The organism is Paraburkholderia terrae (assembly GCF_002902925.1).
Classification (GTDB): domain Bacteria; phylum Pseudomonadota; class Gammaproteobacteria; order Burkholderiales; family Burkholderiaceae; genus Paraburkholderia; species Paraburkholderia terrae.
In genome coordinates this window covers 1,761,050-1,776,293 of sequence record NZ_CP026113.1, presented here as the reverse complement: position 1 = coordinate 1,776,293, position 15,244 = coordinate 1,761,050, and the positions used below count along the sequence as shown (strand labels likewise).

The 15,244-nt window shown below is 61.1% G+C and carries 14 protein-coding genes and 1 pseudogene; 7 read left to right on the top strand and 8 right to left on the bottom strand.

Annotated features, from left to right (window positions below; genetic code table 11):
- Window positions 1-43 precede the first annotated feature (43 nt).
- Window positions 44-1,258 carry an MFS transporter gene (locus C2L65_RS37695; protein ID WP_042317263.1) on the bottom strand — a complete coding sequence of 405 codons (1,215 nt, stop codon included), beginning with the start codon at window positions 1,256-1,258 and terminating at the stop codon, window positions 44-46.
- Window positions 1,259-2,336: 1,078 nt separating this feature from the next.
- Between C2L65_RS37695 and C2L65_RS37690 the strand changes: the two genes are divergently transcribed.
- Window positions 2,337-3,263 carry a LysR family transcriptional regulator gene (locus tag C2L65_RS37690; RefSeq protein ID WP_042308734.1) on the top strand — a complete coding sequence of 309 codons (927 nt, stop codon included), beginning with the start codon at window positions 2,337-2,339 and terminating at the stop codon, window positions 3,261-3,263.
- A gap of 224 nt (window positions 3,264-3,487) precedes the next feature.
- Here the strand turns inward: C2L65_RS37690 and C2L65_RS37680 are convergent, their stop codons facing one another.
- Window positions 3,488-4,444 carry a LysR family transcriptional regulator gene (locus C2L65_RS37680; protein WP_007578952.1) on the bottom strand — a complete coding sequence of 319 codons (957 nt, stop codon included), beginning with the start codon at window positions 4,442-4,444 and terminating at the stop codon, window positions 3,488-3,490.
- 89 nt (window positions 4,445-4,533) lie between these two features.
- On the opposite strand from C2L65_RS37680, the gene C2L65_RS37675 reads away from it, so the two are divergent.
- The 5 genes and pseudogenes from C2L65_RS37675 to C2L65_RS47365 form a co-directional block, all read left to right on the top strand.
- A complete protein-coding gene (locus C2L65_RS37675; protein ID WP_042308732.1) occupies window positions 4,534-5,595 on the top strand; it encodes a Gfo/Idh/MocA family protein in 1,062 nt (353 codons plus the stop codon).
- Window positions 5,596-5,624: 29 nt separating this feature from the next.
- Window positions 5,625-6,062, top strand: coding sequence for a type II 3-dehydroquinate dehydratase (aroQ, locus tag C2L65_RS37670; protein WP_042308730.1), 438 nt, complete (start codon window positions 5,625-5,627; stop codon window positions 6,060-6,062).
- 113 nt (window positions 6,063-6,175) lie between these two features.
- Entirely contained in the window at window positions 6,176-6,337 is a 162-nt protein-coding gene (locus C2L65_RS37665) for a DUF1328 domain-containing protein (protein WP_007578949.1), read from the top strand.
- A gap of 468 nt (window positions 6,338-6,805) precedes the next feature.
- Window positions 6,806-8,719: an AAA family ATPase gene (locus tag C2L65_RS37660; protein WP_042308771.1), complete on the top strand. Its 1,914-nt coding sequence runs from the start codon at window positions 6,806-6,808 to the stop codon at window positions 8,717-8,719.
- Window positions 8,720-8,869: 150 nt separating this feature from the next.
- Window positions 8,870-9,037, top strand: a pseudogene (locus tag C2L65_RS47365) (acyltransferase family protein); the annotation flags it as partial.
- On the opposite strand, the gene C2L65_RS46455 reads toward C2L65_RS47365, so the two are convergent.
- Genes C2L65_RS46455 through C2L65_RS37625 form a run of 6 tightly spaced genes read right to left on the bottom strand, consistent with a single transcriptional unit; the run spans window position 8,990 to window position 14,549 of the window.
- Window positions 8,990-9,268, bottom strand: a complete 279-nt coding sequence (locus C2L65_RS46455; RefSeq protein WP_174485056.1) for a hypothetical protein — start codon at window positions 9,266-9,268, stop codon at window positions 8,990-8,992. The pseudogene C2L65_RS47365 and the gene C2L65_RS46455 sit on opposite strands and share 48 nt — an antisense overlap.
- Window positions 9,269-9,309: 41 nt before the next feature.
- Complete coding sequence (locus C2L65_RS37645; RefSeq protein WP_042308724.1) at window positions 9,310-10,353, bottom strand: YncE family protein; 1,044 nt, start codon at window positions 10,351-10,353, stop codon at window positions 9,310-9,312.
- Window positions 10,350-11,585 (bottom strand): MFS transporter, encoded by a 1,236-nt coding sequence (locus C2L65_RS37640; protein ID WP_062863005.1) that lies wholly within the window; start codon window positions 11,583-11,585, stop codon window positions 10,350-10,352. The genes C2L65_RS37645 and C2L65_RS37640 overlap by 4 nt, the downstream gene beginning before the upstream one ends.
- A 30-nt stretch (window positions 11,586-11,615) precedes the next feature.
- The gene (locus tag C2L65_RS37635; RefSeq protein WP_042308720.1) at window positions 11,616-12,350 is read right to left on the bottom strand and encodes a superoxide dismutase; all 735 of its coding nucleotides are present in this window, start codon (window positions 12,348-12,350) and stop codon (window positions 11,616-11,618) included.
- 37 nt (window positions 12,351-12,387) lie between these two features.
- Window positions 12,388-13,572 (bottom strand): chromate transporter, encoded by a 1,185-nt coding sequence (locus C2L65_RS37630; RefSeq protein WP_042308716.1) that lies wholly within the window; start codon window positions 13,570-13,572, stop codon window positions 12,388-12,390.
- Entirely contained in the window at window positions 13,569-14,549 is a 981-nt protein-coding gene (locus tag C2L65_RS37625; RefSeq protein WP_042308715.1) for a chromate resistance protein ChrB domain-containing protein, read from the bottom strand. The genes C2L65_RS37630 and C2L65_RS37625 overlap by 4 nt, the downstream gene beginning before the upstream one ends.
- A gap of 92 nt (window positions 14,550-14,641) precedes the next feature.
- On the opposite strand from C2L65_RS37625, the gene C2L65_RS37620 reads away from it, so the two are divergent.
- Complete coding sequence (locus C2L65_RS37620) at window positions 14,642-15,070, top strand: cation diffusion facilitator family transporter (RefSeq protein WP_156132300.1); 429 nt, start codon at window positions 14,642-14,644, stop codon at window positions 15,068-15,070.
- Window positions 15,071-15,244: the final 174 nt, after the last annotated feature.

Sequence of the window (15,244 nt, the reverse complement as noted above, 5' to 3'; positions counted from 1 at the left end):
CCGTTTTTGTTTATCGCTGTCGAATGAGAGGCCGTTCAGATCTTCATGCGTGGCCCGCGGCATGCGGCCGATCGATCACCAGGTAATGCGCGAGCGCGATCATCGGGAACGCCGTCGCGACGGTTGCCACCAGCGTCCAGCCGCCGTGATCGTAGAGCGGGCTGGCAAGCGCCGAACCGATCGCGCCACCGACGAAGATGCTCGTCATATAGAGCGCGTTCAGCCGGTTGCGGCTCGCGGCGTGCAGCGCGTAGATCTCGCGCTGGCCGAGCACCATGTTCATCTGCACCGCGAAGTCGAGCACGACGCCCGTCACGACGAGACCGGCAACGCCCCACGCCGGGTGAATCAGGCCAGGCGTATAGGCGAGCGCACCGACCACCAGCGCGATCAGCGTCGCGCGCACTGTGTGTCCCGCGTCCGCGAGCCGGCCCGCGATGGGCGCCGACGTCGCGCCGATTGCGCCGACCAGCGCGAACACGGCGATTGCCGTCTGCGACAGCCCGTAATGGCGCGTCAACTCGACGGGTACGGCGGTCCAGAACAGGCTGAACGAGCCGAACATCAATGCCTGATACAGCGCGCGATGACGCAGCACGGGCATCGTGCGCAGCAGGTGGCCGAGTGACGCGATCAGTTGAGGATAGGTCGCCTGATGCGAGGGCTGACGCTTCGGAATGGTCAGCGCGAGCACGGTCGTGACGATCGCCATCAGCACGGCAGCCGAGCCGAATACGACACGCCATCCAAAGTGACCCGCGATGACGCTCGAAATGGGCCGCGACAGCAGGATACCGAGCAGCAGCCCGCCCATGATCGTGCCGACGACGCGTCCACGCGTTTCATCTGGCGCGAGATGCGCGGCTAGGGGAATCAAGATCTGCACCGCGACGGAGCTAAAGCCGATTAGCAGCGAGACTGCGAGGAACGCGCCCGGTGTTTGCGTGAATGTCGCGGCGGCGAGGCTTGCTATCGACACCAGCGCCGTCGCGATCATCAGTTTGCGGTTTTCGAGCAGATCGCCGAGCGGCACGAGAAAGAACAGGCCTAGCGCGTAGCCGATCTGGGTGAGCGAGACGATCAGGCTCGCCATGCCGCTCGACATGTGGATCGACGGCGCGATCAGTTCGGTGATCGGTTGCGCGTAGTACAGGTTGGCGACGATCGCGCCGCAACTGAATGCGAATAGCGCTATGAGGCCGCGTGTGAGCTCGGCCGCTGTGTCGCTGCGTGCGAGCGTCGGGGAACTGCTGGACATGCTGACTCCTTTCTCTTTAGCCTGTTGATGGCTATGACTTGAATGCTTGTGGTGCGTGTTGTGTTTCGGTGTTGCCTTGCAGCATAGCGAATTGCAGTGAACGCCGCGCATGGCGTGTATTCGGTGCGTGTGCAAGCTTTTCGTAATCGGATGACGCGCCGGTGGCATCTGGCTGTTGCGGTGGCATCCGCGTTGTGTCTTTGCTGCTTCCAGTGTTGTCTTTGCGTGGCGCACGCTGTGTGGTTTGCTTGTGGTTTCGCTGGCATCCGCGCTTTGTTAGCGTGCTTCACGCGTCGCCCCTGTGCGGGGCGGCACCTACTTTTCTTTGCCGCCGCAAAGAAAAGTAGGCAAAAGAAAGCGGCTCACACCGCCAACATCTCTCATTGCCTGAGGGCCCCCACAGGTTCTTACGCTTCACACGGCGACCACGTGACCCACGTTCGTTGCCAGCACTCTTGCAGTGCGCCTCACCCGCTTCACGCTCCCGCGCTGCATCATGCCGTGCCAGATATTCCACGGCCGCCCAGGTGGCAAACTGTGTGTAGGCCGTAGCACCTCACACGCCTCACTTCGAACCGATAGCGCACGCGTTCCACCCTGTAAGAGCGCCAGGCTATACGTCGCGACAACCTACACACAGTTTGCCACCTGGGCGGCGCAAACCATTCGCTGCCGCTTGCCGTTGTACGGGTGCCTGAAGCGGGTGATGCGATTGTTCAAAGCGTTGGCAACGAGCACCAATCAGGGCACTGCCGTGTGAAGCGTAAGACCCTATGGGGGCCCTCAGGCAGGAACAAGGATTGGCGGTGTTAGCCGCTTTCTTTTGCCTACTTTTCTTTGCGGCGGCAAAGAAAAGTAGGTGCCGCCCCGCACAGGGGCGACGCTTGAAGCTAGCTAACGAATCGCGGATGCCAGCGAAACCACAAGCAAACCACCCAGCGTGCGCCACGCAAAAGCGAATACACACCGCTGCTGCCACCAACACAGATTACCCGTTGCGCCGCACTGTTTGAATAGTCGCTGACTGCAAACGTCCGTTGCGTGGAGCGCAATCGTCTTCGTGGGCATAATCGCCCGCATGGACAAACTGCTCGCGTTGAACACACTGCTCGAAGTCGCCGATGCAGGCGGTTTCGCCAAGGCCGCCCAGCGCCTCGGCGTAGCGACGTCGTCGGTGACGCGTCTGATGGACGCGCTCGAAGCATCGCTCGGCACGGCCTTGCTCACACGCACGCCGCGCAAGGTCAGCCTGACAGACGCGGGTACCGCCTACGTCGAGCAAATCTCGAAAGTACTTGACGATCTCGCCGAGGCCGACGAGAGCATTCTCGACAGCGGCGCCGCGCCCGTCGGCGCGCTGCGTATCACCGTGCCGTCCGCCTACAACCGCGTGCAGCTCGCGCCGCATCTCGCCGCGTTTCTCGCCGAATATCCGCGCGTCGCGCTCGATGTCGTGGTCGCCGATCACTATGCAGACCTCGCGCTCGATCGCATCGATGTTGCCGTGCGTATCGGCATGCTGACGCGCGATCCGAATCTCGTCGTGAAGAAGCTCGCGGACAATCCGCGCTATATCGTTGCGAGCCACGACTATCTGCAACGCGCAAGCACGCCGCCGACGCCCGCCGCGCTCGCCGGACACGAATGTCTGCGCATCGCGTACGGCGGCAGTTATCGCGGGCGCCAGGTGTGGACGTTTAACCGGGGCGCCGAGCATGAGCGTATCGATGTGCGCGGACGGCTCATTTCGAACAGCCTGGAGATGCTGCTCGAAGCAGTGCTCGCCGGACAAGGGCTGGCATTGTTGCCGGACTGGCTCGTCAATCTCGAGATCAACGCAGGGCGTCTGATGCGCCTCTTCGCGGATTACGACGTGACGCCGCAGAGCGGAGAGGCCGTCGTCTATGCCGCGTATCTGCCCAATCGCCGTCATTCGAGCAAGGTGAAAGCGCTGCTGCGTTTTCTCGAAGCGCGCGTCGGCGGTGCGACGGAAAACGCGGTTTGAGCGCTTCGTTGACTAGCGGTTTTTTGTTTACTGCGCGCGTGCGCAATCCCGCATTCAACGCTTCGTGCATCAGCGTGAGCATTCCGCTATTCAGGCGCAACGACACGCCTTTGGAAACGTATGTCGAGCCGTTGCGCGCCGCGTGTGCGTCTGTTGCCGAAAGACTCGGGCCCGCGCCATGTTCGGCGGGTTGAGGCCGCAGAACGCCGCACCACACGTTTCTATCAAAACCCGGCCACGCCGCGCGTTTTCAACGCGTACGGTCCACGCGTCAACTGCTCCTTCAGAAACTCCACACACACGCGAATCTTCGCGGACGATGACGCGCGCGCCGACGTCACGGCCCAGACATCGGCGGGCTGCTGGTGTTGCGGCAGCACGCGCACGAGCGCGCCCGATTCGAGGCTCGATGCGACGTCCCAGATCGACGCCATGATCACGCCATAGCCTTCGAGCGCCCAGCGTTGCACGATGTCACTGTGATTCGACGCGATCGGGCCTGTGACCTTCACCGACTTCTCGCCGTCCGGCCCCGTCAGGCGCCACACGCCGAAGCGCTGGTCGCGATCGCGAAACAGCAGGCAATCGTGTTGCGCGAGATCGGCGAGCGTGCGCGGCGTGCCCGCACGCTTCAGATAGGCAGGCGACGCGCACAGGATGCGCGCGCTGTCGACGATCTTGTGCGCGATCAGATGCGGCTCCTGGATGTTGCCGACACGCACGTCGATATCGAAGTTTTCGCCGACGAGATCGACGCGCCGGTCGAGCAGTTCGAGCCAGATTTCGAGCGCGGCATAGCGCTTTCTCAACAGCATGAGAATCGGCGATACGTGGTCGCGGCCGAGGCGCAAACTCGTGCTGATGCGGATCACGCCGCGCGGGTCGCTCTTCAGCCCGGCGAAAGCGTCGGACATGCCTTGTACGTCGTCGAGGATTTTTTGCGCCCACTGGAACGCCGCTTCGCCGTCGCTCGTCACGCTGACGCGGCGGGTCGTGCGCAAGAACAGCTTCACGCCTAGACTCTTTTCGAGCAAGGCGATGCGCTTGCTCACGTGCGAAGGCGAGATGCCCATTTCGGTCGACGCGGTGATGAAGCTCGCGCGGCGGGCAACGGTGCAGAACAACTGAAGGTCGCGCAGGAAGCCGTCATTATTGGCTAATAGCGCATGATGATTTTCCATTCGGCTGCATTGTGTTGGTGATTGGCACGAGTAATCTAGTCTCAATTCACAAAGACGTCCAATCCCTGGGCGATAAACACGACGAAATCATGAGACAAATGCAGCTTGCCGTCGCCGGCGCCGGGCTTATCGGCCGACGTCACATCGAATTGATCCAGCAGAGTCCGCGTTGCCGCCTTGCCGCGATCGTCGATCCGGGTCCTGCCGCGCAGGAAGTGGCGAAACAGGCCGACGTGCCGCTCTTTCGCACGCTCCGCGAACTGTTCGCCGCTAGCCGTCCCGATGGCGTGGTGCTCGCCACGCCGAACCAGTTGCATGTCGAGCAGGCGCTCGAATGCATCGGCGCGCGTATTCCCGCGCTGATCGAGAAGCCCGTCGCGCATACACTCGATGAAGGGGAACGCCTGCGCGTCTCGGCTGATGACGCCGGCGTGCCGCTTCTGGTTGGCCATCATCGCGCGCACAGCCCGATTCTCGCGAAGGCGCGTGAGATCATCGGGGAAGGGCGGATCGGGAGGGTTGTCGGCGTGATGGGCAGCGCCGTGTTCTTCAAACCCGACGAATACTTCGACGCGGCGCCGTGGCGGCGCGAGGCGGGCGGCGGCCCGATTCTCATCAACATGATTCACGAGATCGGCAATCTGCGTTCGTTGTGCGGCGAGATCGTCGCGGTGCAGGCGTTCGCGTCGAATACGGCGCGCGGGTTTGCCGTCGAAGATACGGTGGCGATCAATCTGCGCTTCGAGAACGGCGCGCTCGGCACGTTTCTGTTGTCGGACACGGCGGCGTCACCGCGCAGCTGGGAACAGACCTCGCAGGAGAACAAAAGCTATGCGTCCTACGACGACGAAGACTGCTACGTGATTGCGGGCGACATGGGTTCGTTGTCGGTGCCCACGATGCGCCTGAAGACCTACGCTACTAAAGAAGACCGCTCGTGGTGGAAGCCGTTCGACGTATCCACTGCGAGCATCGAGCGCACGGACCCGCTCGAGCGGCAACTGGATCACTTCTGCGACGTGATTGAAGGCAGCGCGCAGCCGCTCGTCACCGTACGCGATGGCCTGCAAAACCTGCGCATCACGGAAGCCATCGCGGAATCGGCTCGAACCGGCGCGATCATCGATACGCGAGTCAGCGCGACGGTTTGACGTTCTGATCTCGAACCAACGGAGGAAACATGAAAAAAGTACTGATGCTGCATGGGATCAATCACAACATGTTCGGCAAGCGCGATCCGGTGCAATACGGCACGGTGACGCTCGCGGAAATCGACGGTGCGTTGCAGGCGCTGGGGCGCGAGTTGAATGTCGAGGTCGAAAGCTATCAGACCAATCATGAAGGCGACATGTGCGAACGCATTCACCAGGCATTCACTGACGGCGCGGACGCCGTGCTGATCAACGCCGGCGCATGGACGCACTACAGCTACGGGATTCGCGATGCGCTCGCGATTCTGACCGTCCCTGTCGTCGAGATTCATATGTCGAACATCCATGCGCGCGAGGCGTTTCGTCATCAATCGGTTTTCGCGGAGATCGTGAAGGGCCAGATTTGCGGGTTCGGCGTGGACAGCTATCTGCTCGGTTTGCGCGCGGCCGTTGCCGCCATTGCGTAGGTTTCCGGCTCGTAGGCTCCGTTGTTTGTCGTCAGGAACACGGCTTGCTCAAGTGGTTGGACGTCGCCGCGCAAGCAGCCCGGGACCATAACTCAAGCAACGGAGGTCGGAACATGCTTTATTACGCCTTGGTTTTCTTCGTCATTGCGCTGATCGCTGCTGTATTCGGCTTCGGCGGGATTGCAGCGGGAGCGGCAGGTATCGCGAAGATTCTGTTCGTCCTGTTCCTCGTCATCTTTATTGTCACGTTGCTCATGGGTGTCGTGAGACGCTGACGTTATCTCGGGCACAGGCGGACCGCTTACGGTTTGCCCGTGCCCGATCTTCGTATGACCGACCCTGTCGCGGATGCAACGTCCGCGTGATGTGTCTTCGCTGCCTTGCGAAGATAAAAGTGTTTTGCCATCCAAACATCAATTGGTACTTCTTCCCGCAATGCGCCTTCTATAAGGCCAATCGGTTCGATTGCGCGAATCAGCCCTTAAATACGCCCTTTTCTACCGTTTTGGAAATGGCATAAGCCTGGGCATAATGCGATAGACACACAGCGGTCGAAAGAGGGACGCATAAGCGTGTCTTTTTTACCGACGTCATTGCACGAAAGAACTGGTCCCTTCCTCGTTCGCGGCTGCGGCCACATTCCAATCCAGTCCCGTTACGCGCATCACGCGCGCGTGCTTCGTTTTATTTTGTCCGCGCGAATGCGCGTCGGCCACGATGTGGCCCGTTTTAGGAATCAACTGATGAAACCGGCAAAGAACACGTTCTGGTCGCGCTACGGCCGCTATGTAATGCTTGGCCTGACCGCGACGGCCTTCGCGGCGCTCGTGACGTTCCTGCATCTGCGTCACGATCAGCGTAACGTGCAAGGCTCGCCGGTATTGACGGGCGTCGCGAGCGAAATGCGCAAGGACACGACGGCGTGGACACATCAGGAGCGCGATGCGTCGGAGATGCTGCGCGACATTCGCGAGCACAACGTCACGGCGGTCGGCGTGAGTCCGAATGCGATTCTCGTGTCGACGGCAGATGGAGCGAAGTACTACGTCACCGATCACAACGGCGCCTTCTCGAATGCGCTGCTGCTGGGCGAAATGAAAGCGGACGCGCATTCGCCGTATCAAATGGTGTACCTGCCGGACGCCAATATTCACACGGGCGCTGCGCGCTGGATGGATGCTTTCGACAAAGCTCGTGACGCGATCAGCGTACTGCTGCCGCTGCTGTTGATCGGCGGACTCGTGTGGTTCATGCGCCGCGAAATGACGAGCGGTGCGCGTCTGCTCGAAAGAACGCCGGCGCTTTCATTCGAAGACGTGATCGGCGCAGGCGAAGCGAAGGCCGCGCTGTCCGACATTCAGGCCTATCTGACCAATCCGAAACAGTTCACGGGAATGGGCGTGCGCGCGCCGTGCGGCATCCTGATGACGGGTGGGCCGGGCGTCGGCAAGACGCGTCTCGCACAGGCGCTCGCGGGCGAGTGCGGCGCGAACTTCATTTCGATCACGGGCAGCTATTTCAGCGCAAAGTACTACGGCGTCGGCATTCAGAAGGTCAAGCATCTGTTCGAACTCGCGCGCAAAAATGCACCGACCGTCATCTTCATCGACGAGGCAGACGGTCTCGCGAAGCGTACCGATACGGGCGGCGGCCCCGTCGAGGCTGAGAGCAATCGCGTCATCAACCAGTTGCTCGCGGAGATGGACGGCTTCGAATCGAACGAGGGTGTGATTATCGTCGCGGCGACGAATCACCCGGACAACCTCGATGAAGCGTTGCGCCGTCCTGGCCGTTTCGATCGCACGGTGCAGGTGCGTCTGCCCGATCTCGAAGATCGCGCGGACATCATCCGTTTCTATGCGGAGCGGTTGACGTCGAAGGCGGACGATATCGATTTCAATCAGCTCGCGCGTCTGACCACGGGCCTGTCGCCCGCAACGCTCGCGATGGTCGTCAATCAGGCCGGGCTCGTAGCGCGCAAGGCGGGCGACAACACAGTGGCCGCGAAGCATTTCGTCGAAGCGATCAAGATTGCACGTATCGGCGATGTGAATGGCGCGGAGCGCGCGCTCACGGAAGAAGAGCGCACCCGTATCGCTGTTCATGAAGCCGGACACGGACTCGTTGCGGCCCTGCTAGGAACGGGCATCCTCGAAGAGGTGACGATTCTGCCGCGCGGCGGCGCGTTGGGTGTCGCGCTGATCACGAAGACGCAGGACAAGCACCTGTACCGCGAAACCGAAATGCGCAACGAGATTCAGGTTTTGCTCGGCGGGCGCAATGCCGAATTGCTGATGTTCTCGGAAGCGTCGAGCGGTGCCGCGTCGGACTTGCAGGAAGCCTCGCGCATCAGTCTCGACATGGTGTCGAAGTTCGGCTTCAACGCGGATGGCAATCTGTTCAGCCTGGCCGCGCTGCCTGCGCAATACGCGGGTTTGCAGATGAAGGGCGCCATCGAGCACGCGAACATCCTGCTCAAGGATCTGAGTGACGCATGCTATGCGCTGCTGCGCGACAACGAGCCCGTGCTGCGCGCGATTGCGGACAAGTTGCTCGAATCGGAGACGGTGCCGGGTGAAACGGTTTATCGGTTGATCGACGCGCACAAGACGAGCCGCGACGGCTTGCATCTGGCGGAGCAGCCGGAAGCGGCGTAAAGCGATTCACAAAGCTATTCACGTCTGTTTTTCCGCACTACACGACACAGGCGAAAAAAGCAGGAACCTCCGCAAAACACGATTTGTCCACGAACCTCGCGGCCTTGAAAGGCGCAGTCACCACGCGAGGAGGACGATCGAATGGCCTAAATCGACGCAGGTCGGGCGATCGCGATCGTCGGGGGCGTTGCAGTACACCTGTCGTTTCAGTTTCCTTATCTTCCATATGCCGTCACGCTCGTGGCGCGCATGGGTCAATACGGCCTGGAGCTATTCTTCGTGATCAGCGCGATCACGATCTTCGTGACGCTTGAATCGACCAGTCAAAGCATCTCGAAGCTTTTCGCATGCACGATGGCATTCAGGCTGCTGGGGGGAAGTTTCTTTCGCAGTTGCCTTCGCACGATCTGCGTCCGGGGCTCCCTTTCCGTCGAACACGTACAAGGTCATCCCGTGCTCGTCGACCAGCCTGCCATCGCTCACGTGCGGGGCGGCAGCCATGGCGAAGGTTGCTGCGAGCAGTACCGCCGGCATGGGGACCGCTTTCATGGCTAACCTCCTTTTGCCATCGTTTCCGGTGACACAAAAACTCACCATGGTGCCATCACACGGAGCACTGGACGACCGTCGACGTTCTTCAGCGGGAAAAAGACATGATGTGTCGATGGGTCGACACCAACCACGTGCGCGTTAGCGCCGATGCTCCCCTCGCCAGTTTTCGACACAGTCGACGACTCAACGGCGAACATCGACACGATGCCTGCTTCACCAGCAACATAAAGCGTGCTCCGACCGGGATCGAACGCGAGTACGTCAGGGTCCTCGCCGACGTTAAACGACTGGATGACGTTTCTCGTAAGCAGGTCCAACTCCAGTAGCCTGGCGTTGTCTTCGCAGGCGATAAACGCGAGGTGGAGTTGCGGAACGATGTACAGCCCGTGGTTGCCCTTAGCGCCCGGTAAATCGATCCGCGCAACGATCGCATCATTCGTCGGATCGATTTCGACAAGTTGTCGCTGTGACTGCGCGTTCACGAAGACGTGCCGAGAAACGGCGTCGAAAAATGTGTTGCCGACGGTGCCGCCCAGCTGGATCGTGTTGGTGCGACGATTGGATTGGGTGTCGATCACTGTTTCGGTCCCACCCGTCTCGTCCGACACGTAGAGTTTATGAGTGTCCGGCGCGTAGGCCATCCCGTCCGGATAGATGCCACCCGGCATGCGTGCGGTGATCTTCAGCGTACGCTCGTCAATGGCAACGACTTCATTCGAGCCAGTTGCTGACGCATAGACGCGCGACAACTCAGGCACAACGAGTACGCCATGCACTTTGGCAATGTTGCCGATGCGAGCAACCACGCGCGAGTTTTGTGTATCGACGACGACGACTTCGCTGTCGCCCAGATGCGCGATGAACAGCAGATGACCAACGGGATCGAAGCTCTCATAGTCGAGACGGGTCGAGCGCCCGGGTAAGGGCACGTCAGCGACATGCGTGAGCGGCAAGTCAGCGGTCCCCGATGAGTGGGCGGCCTGAGGAACGCGATACACGAAAACGCCTGCGCCAGCGGACAGCACGCAGAGAACGACATACAAAAGCACGGCTCTGCGGCGGGACATCGGTTTGTGCGTCATGAAGACCCTCCGTCTGGCCGAACGCGGCGGAATGAGACGAGCAACGCAAGGTCATAGGCAATCTTGAGCAGACCGCAAGCGACCAGCGGAGCGCCGAGCCATCCCAAGCCGAGAAGCATCCCGGATAGCGCGGGTGCGAGCGCTGCGGCTAGGCTTCGTGGCACTGCGGTAAAGCTGGCCGCAGCGGGCCGTTCAGCCGGCGTAACGATCGACATGACGTAAGCGCTGCGAGTCGGTACGTCCATTTGCGAGAGGGCGCTACGCAGAAGGAGAAGCGCCAGGGTCAGCGCGAGCGATGGCGAAAACGCTGCGGCAATGAGACATACGCTCGACGGGATGTGTGTGAACACCATCGTATTGAGCAAGCCAATCCGGCGCGATAGCGGTGCTGCGGCTAGCTGGGAACCCGCGCTGAGTATTCCCGCCCAGAAAAAGAACTGACCTGCCGCGCCGAGCGACAGTCCAAACCGCTGGATCAACCACAAGGTCAGCAGGGAGTTGACGAGGAGACCACCAGCAAAGGCATCGACGCTAAATAGCAGCGCAAGGTGCGTGACGATTCTGCGTGACGGCCCAAGCGGTACGTGCGATCTGTCAGCCGACACATGGGGCGCGGGTAGATGCCGGTAAAGTACCCAGACGATGAACCCTGTTGTCGAGTAGACGATGAACATCGCGCGTATCGCCATGAGCGGTGGGATCCCCACGTGTGCTGCGATCCAGTCGGGCAGTCCGGCCGCGAGAGCGCCGAGTGCGGCTGACAGCGCACCGACAAGGCTATAGCGCGCGAACAGGGCGGTACGCGCATCGCCTGTCGCCGACTCCGCGAGCCGCGCGTGTTCAAGCGGAAGAAACAGGCTGACATCGCCCGAACTCGGGTTCAGCGTGCCGACGAACGCAACGATGAGCAGTGGCCATAGCGATGACAGCCCCGCGAACGCCAGACCGGTGGCGATCATGAGCACTGCCGCGAAGCGCAGCAGACCTCGCGGCGCAAAGCGATTGCCGACGAGACCCACTAGCACAGTCGCTAAAGCCGAGCCGAACAGCGTGGTCGTGCTGATAAGTCCGACAGCCAGTTGTCCAAAGCCAAGCGCCAGCAGATAGCCGGGTAGCAGCACCGCGACAAAGCCGTCGCACATGCCGCGAAGCCCACGGGCAACTAGCAGGATCAAGGCACCGCGCTCGACTCCATCGGGAAGGAGCAAGGCCGGGCGAGTCAGGATACCCATGGCGGCCGCCGAATACGCTCGGGGTACATGTCAGGCTATTTTTTGAGCGGGCATCGCCGCCCGTAGCCTCGACGCGGCATTGTCCCAGTTGATGATGCTGAAAAGCTGGTTGACGTAGTCGTTGCGCCGGTTCTGGTATTTCAGGTAGTACGCATGCTCGAACACATCGAGGACGAGGACGGGCTGGATGCCCCACGCCGTGAGTTTCTGATGGTTCTCGCATTGCAGGATCATCAGCTTGCCGGTCGCAGGGTGATAGCCGACCACACCCCAGCCCGACGCCTCAACGGCGACCGTTGCAGCGATCAGCTGCCCCTTGAACTTCGCATAGGAACCGAAGTTCCTGTCGATTGCCTTTGCGAGTTCGCCCTTCGGTTCACCGCCTTTCCCCGAGATGCTCGTCCAGTAAACCGTATGCAGGATGTGGCTGGACAGCTGGAAGGCTAGCTCCTTCTCGTAGAACTTCACGAGCGCGAAGTCGTTCGAATCGCGGGCTTTCGCAAGTCCGTCTTCTGCCTTGTTGGCGGCGACCACTGCGGGCTTGTGATGAAAGTTGTAGTGCAGTTCGACGGTGCGGGCATCGATCGCGGGTTCAAGCGCGTCGTAGGCGAAGGGCAGCGGACCGGCCACATATTTGCCGTCCGGGTCGGTCAGCCTGTCGACAAAGCCGGGCTCGTCAGCCGCGTGTGCGTTTTGCGTCTTTGTGAGCAGAACTCCGGCGCCGACGGCAGCCGTGCTGTGGAGGAATGTACGACGTGTTGCCATGACTGCTGTCCTCGGAGGTGTACGCACGCGCAGGCAATCAGGCGGCGTGCGAGTGAATGAGCGGGTACACAACAAGACCGATGAGCGCAGCGGCGATAACGATGACCGGTTCCTGCAGCTTCTTGAAACGCCAGAGCAGCAGCGCAGTCGCGAACGCCAGCAGAATCGTCGGCCAGTCGACAATGGAGCGCCGCGCGATGACGATCACCGAGCCCGTGATCGCGCCAACAGCGGCGGCCGTGATGCCGTCGACGAATGCCTTGACGGCGGGCAGCTTGCCGTACTTCTTGAAGTACGGCGCGGGTAGCACGGTAAAGAGATAGCACGGCAGGAAGGTGCCGAGCGCCGCTACGCAGGCACCCGAAAGACCTGCGACCAGATAGCCAATGAAGCCTACTGTGATCACGACTGGCCCCGGCGTAATCATCGCAACGGCGACGGCATCGACGAACTGTTTGTCATTGAGCCAGTGATGTTCGGTGACGACACCGCCGTAAAGGAACGGCACGATCGCCAGCCCGGAGCCGAACACGAAGGCACCGGCCTTCGCGAAGAACAATCCGATCTGGCCGAGTAGCGGCCAGTCAATGCCGCCAAAAATTCCGCTCGCGACGGGCAATTGCGTTGCCGCAACGACGTTCAGGCCACCCTTCGCAAGCCATCTGGGCGGAGCCACAACGAACCAGTTGATGAGGCCACCCGCAATGAACAGCCACGCGATTTCGGATTCGGTGATGACGGTCACCGCAGCGAGCGTCAGGTAGATCGCCCACAGAAGCCAGTTTCTGCCCAAGGTCCTCGTCGTGAGCTTGTAGGCGCTCATTGCGATGATTCCGACAACGGCAGCACCCACGCCATAGAAGGCCGCCTGCATCCAGGAGAGGCCCCCGAAATGCGCGTAGGCCCAGCCGAGGCCGACGACCATCATGAACGACGGCAACACGAACGCGATGCCAGCGAGCGTCGCGCCGACGAGGTGATAGTGCACGTGGCCCATGTAGATGCCGAGCTGTGCAGCCAGCGGTCCGGGCATCATCTGCGCGAGCGCCAGGCCCTCGCGGTAATCCGACTCGCTGATCCAGCCACGCTGCTCAACGAGATCGCGGTGCATGTAGCCGACGAGCGCAACAGGTCCGCCAAAACCGAGCGTGCCCAGCCTTAGCATGTACAGCACTAGCTGCCTCAGTGTGTAGCCGGGTGCCGTTACCGTCGTCGTGCTCATGATCGACCTTCAGCGTCGCGAGTTTTCGCAGCCGACGCAAAGTGTGTGTACAGACAATCCAGTACACGGGACATTTCATCGAGCAGTTGATCGTCATCGGCCACGCGCTCCCTGGCTCCTGACATCACGGCTTCAAAGCCGATCGCTTCGGGAACGAGGGCGCCACCAACGTCGAGGGTATGGACCATCTCGCCAAGCCGAAGCAGTGCCGGGTCCTCGTCGAGACCAAAGCTTGCAATCAGTACCTCAAAGGTCACGCGCTCACCGACATGAGTGAACGCCGCACCGTCGAAGTCAAAACCAAGTGCGTGGGCCGGGCAGGTGCCAGGCGATGTGAGCCAGATGAACCGGGCATCGCGATCGATGAAGCGCCGGATCAGCCAGGCGCTCGCCACACGATCGACCCACATGTGCTGGCGCGTGGCCCAGGTGCGGCCCTGATAGTCACCGGCTGACAGCCTTCGGATGGGACGTTCGGCGGAATGGGGCTCGCCCGGCGACAGCACGGTGTCGATCAGACCGATGAAGTCCTGCCACGCAGCCTCGGTGCGGGTCGAAGCGTCGCCCGGAAAATAGTCGATCGCGACGATCGCTTCGTAGTCCTTGCGCAGCTTTCGAAGCAACTTTGTCAGATCTGTCGTCGACTGGCCGGAAACCGTCTTGCGTGCGTCCTTCAGTGAGCGCATGAACCCGGCGTGATCGTCACCGCGGTCGAAAAGCGCGCGGAACTCCTGGTCCTGCGCGGCATCGAGGCTCGGTGCGCGCAGCAGATGCGCGGTGCCACCACTATCCGCGATGGCGTTCGCCAGTTCGCGGAGCATCTGCTCGCGCTCTTCGGTGTAAGGCAGCAGGTAAATGCCGTCGCGCAGCACAGCACATCCCTTTGCTTTCAGTGTTCGCCAGAAGCGCATGCGCGCTGTGGCGTTCTCGGTTGGAAGCGTGAGAACCAGCAGGGACCAGATTGTCGATACGTTCATGTAGCGTAAACTACACTCGTGTAGTGAAATCTACAAACAGTATTTTCCGACGGAGTTGCGATCGGCGGCGCATTCCCTCAAGGGGACAGCGCGTGTTTTCGCCGGTTCGGATTCACTTTAGTGAGGCGATTCCCGTTGCGGTGTTCGGGTTGCTGGTGATTGTTGGTCTCCTGCTCGCGTGGCGGTTTGGCTGGGTCTGGATGGATCCCGCGGCCGGGATCGTTGGTGCCCTCGCGATTGCGAACTGGTCTTATGGGCTGCTGCGCGACACGGGCGCAATCCTGCTGGATATGAATCACGACCGACGCCTGTCTGATGACGTACGCCGAACCGTCGAGAACGCCGGTGACACAGTTCTCGATCTTCATGTCTGGCGCCTCGGTCCCGGTCACATGGGCGCGGTCTTGTCGGTTGCGACGGACAAGACGCAGCATGGGCCAGCGTTCTTTCATGCGGCATTGGCCCATTTCAAAGGTCTTTCTCATGTGACTGTTGAGGTCAATCCGTCCGGAGCGACGTGATACCTTTCTTGCCGCTGGATCGATTCGTAGTCGCAGCGCGAACCGACGCCAAAGCGACGTTGGGCTTTCAACTCCGTTCGACGATGATCTATAACTGAAAGCCAGCCGCGACGTGTACGACAGCGGCGTCGGCACGAGCCTTCGACCGTGGCAGCAGTCATCCGGAGATGTGGC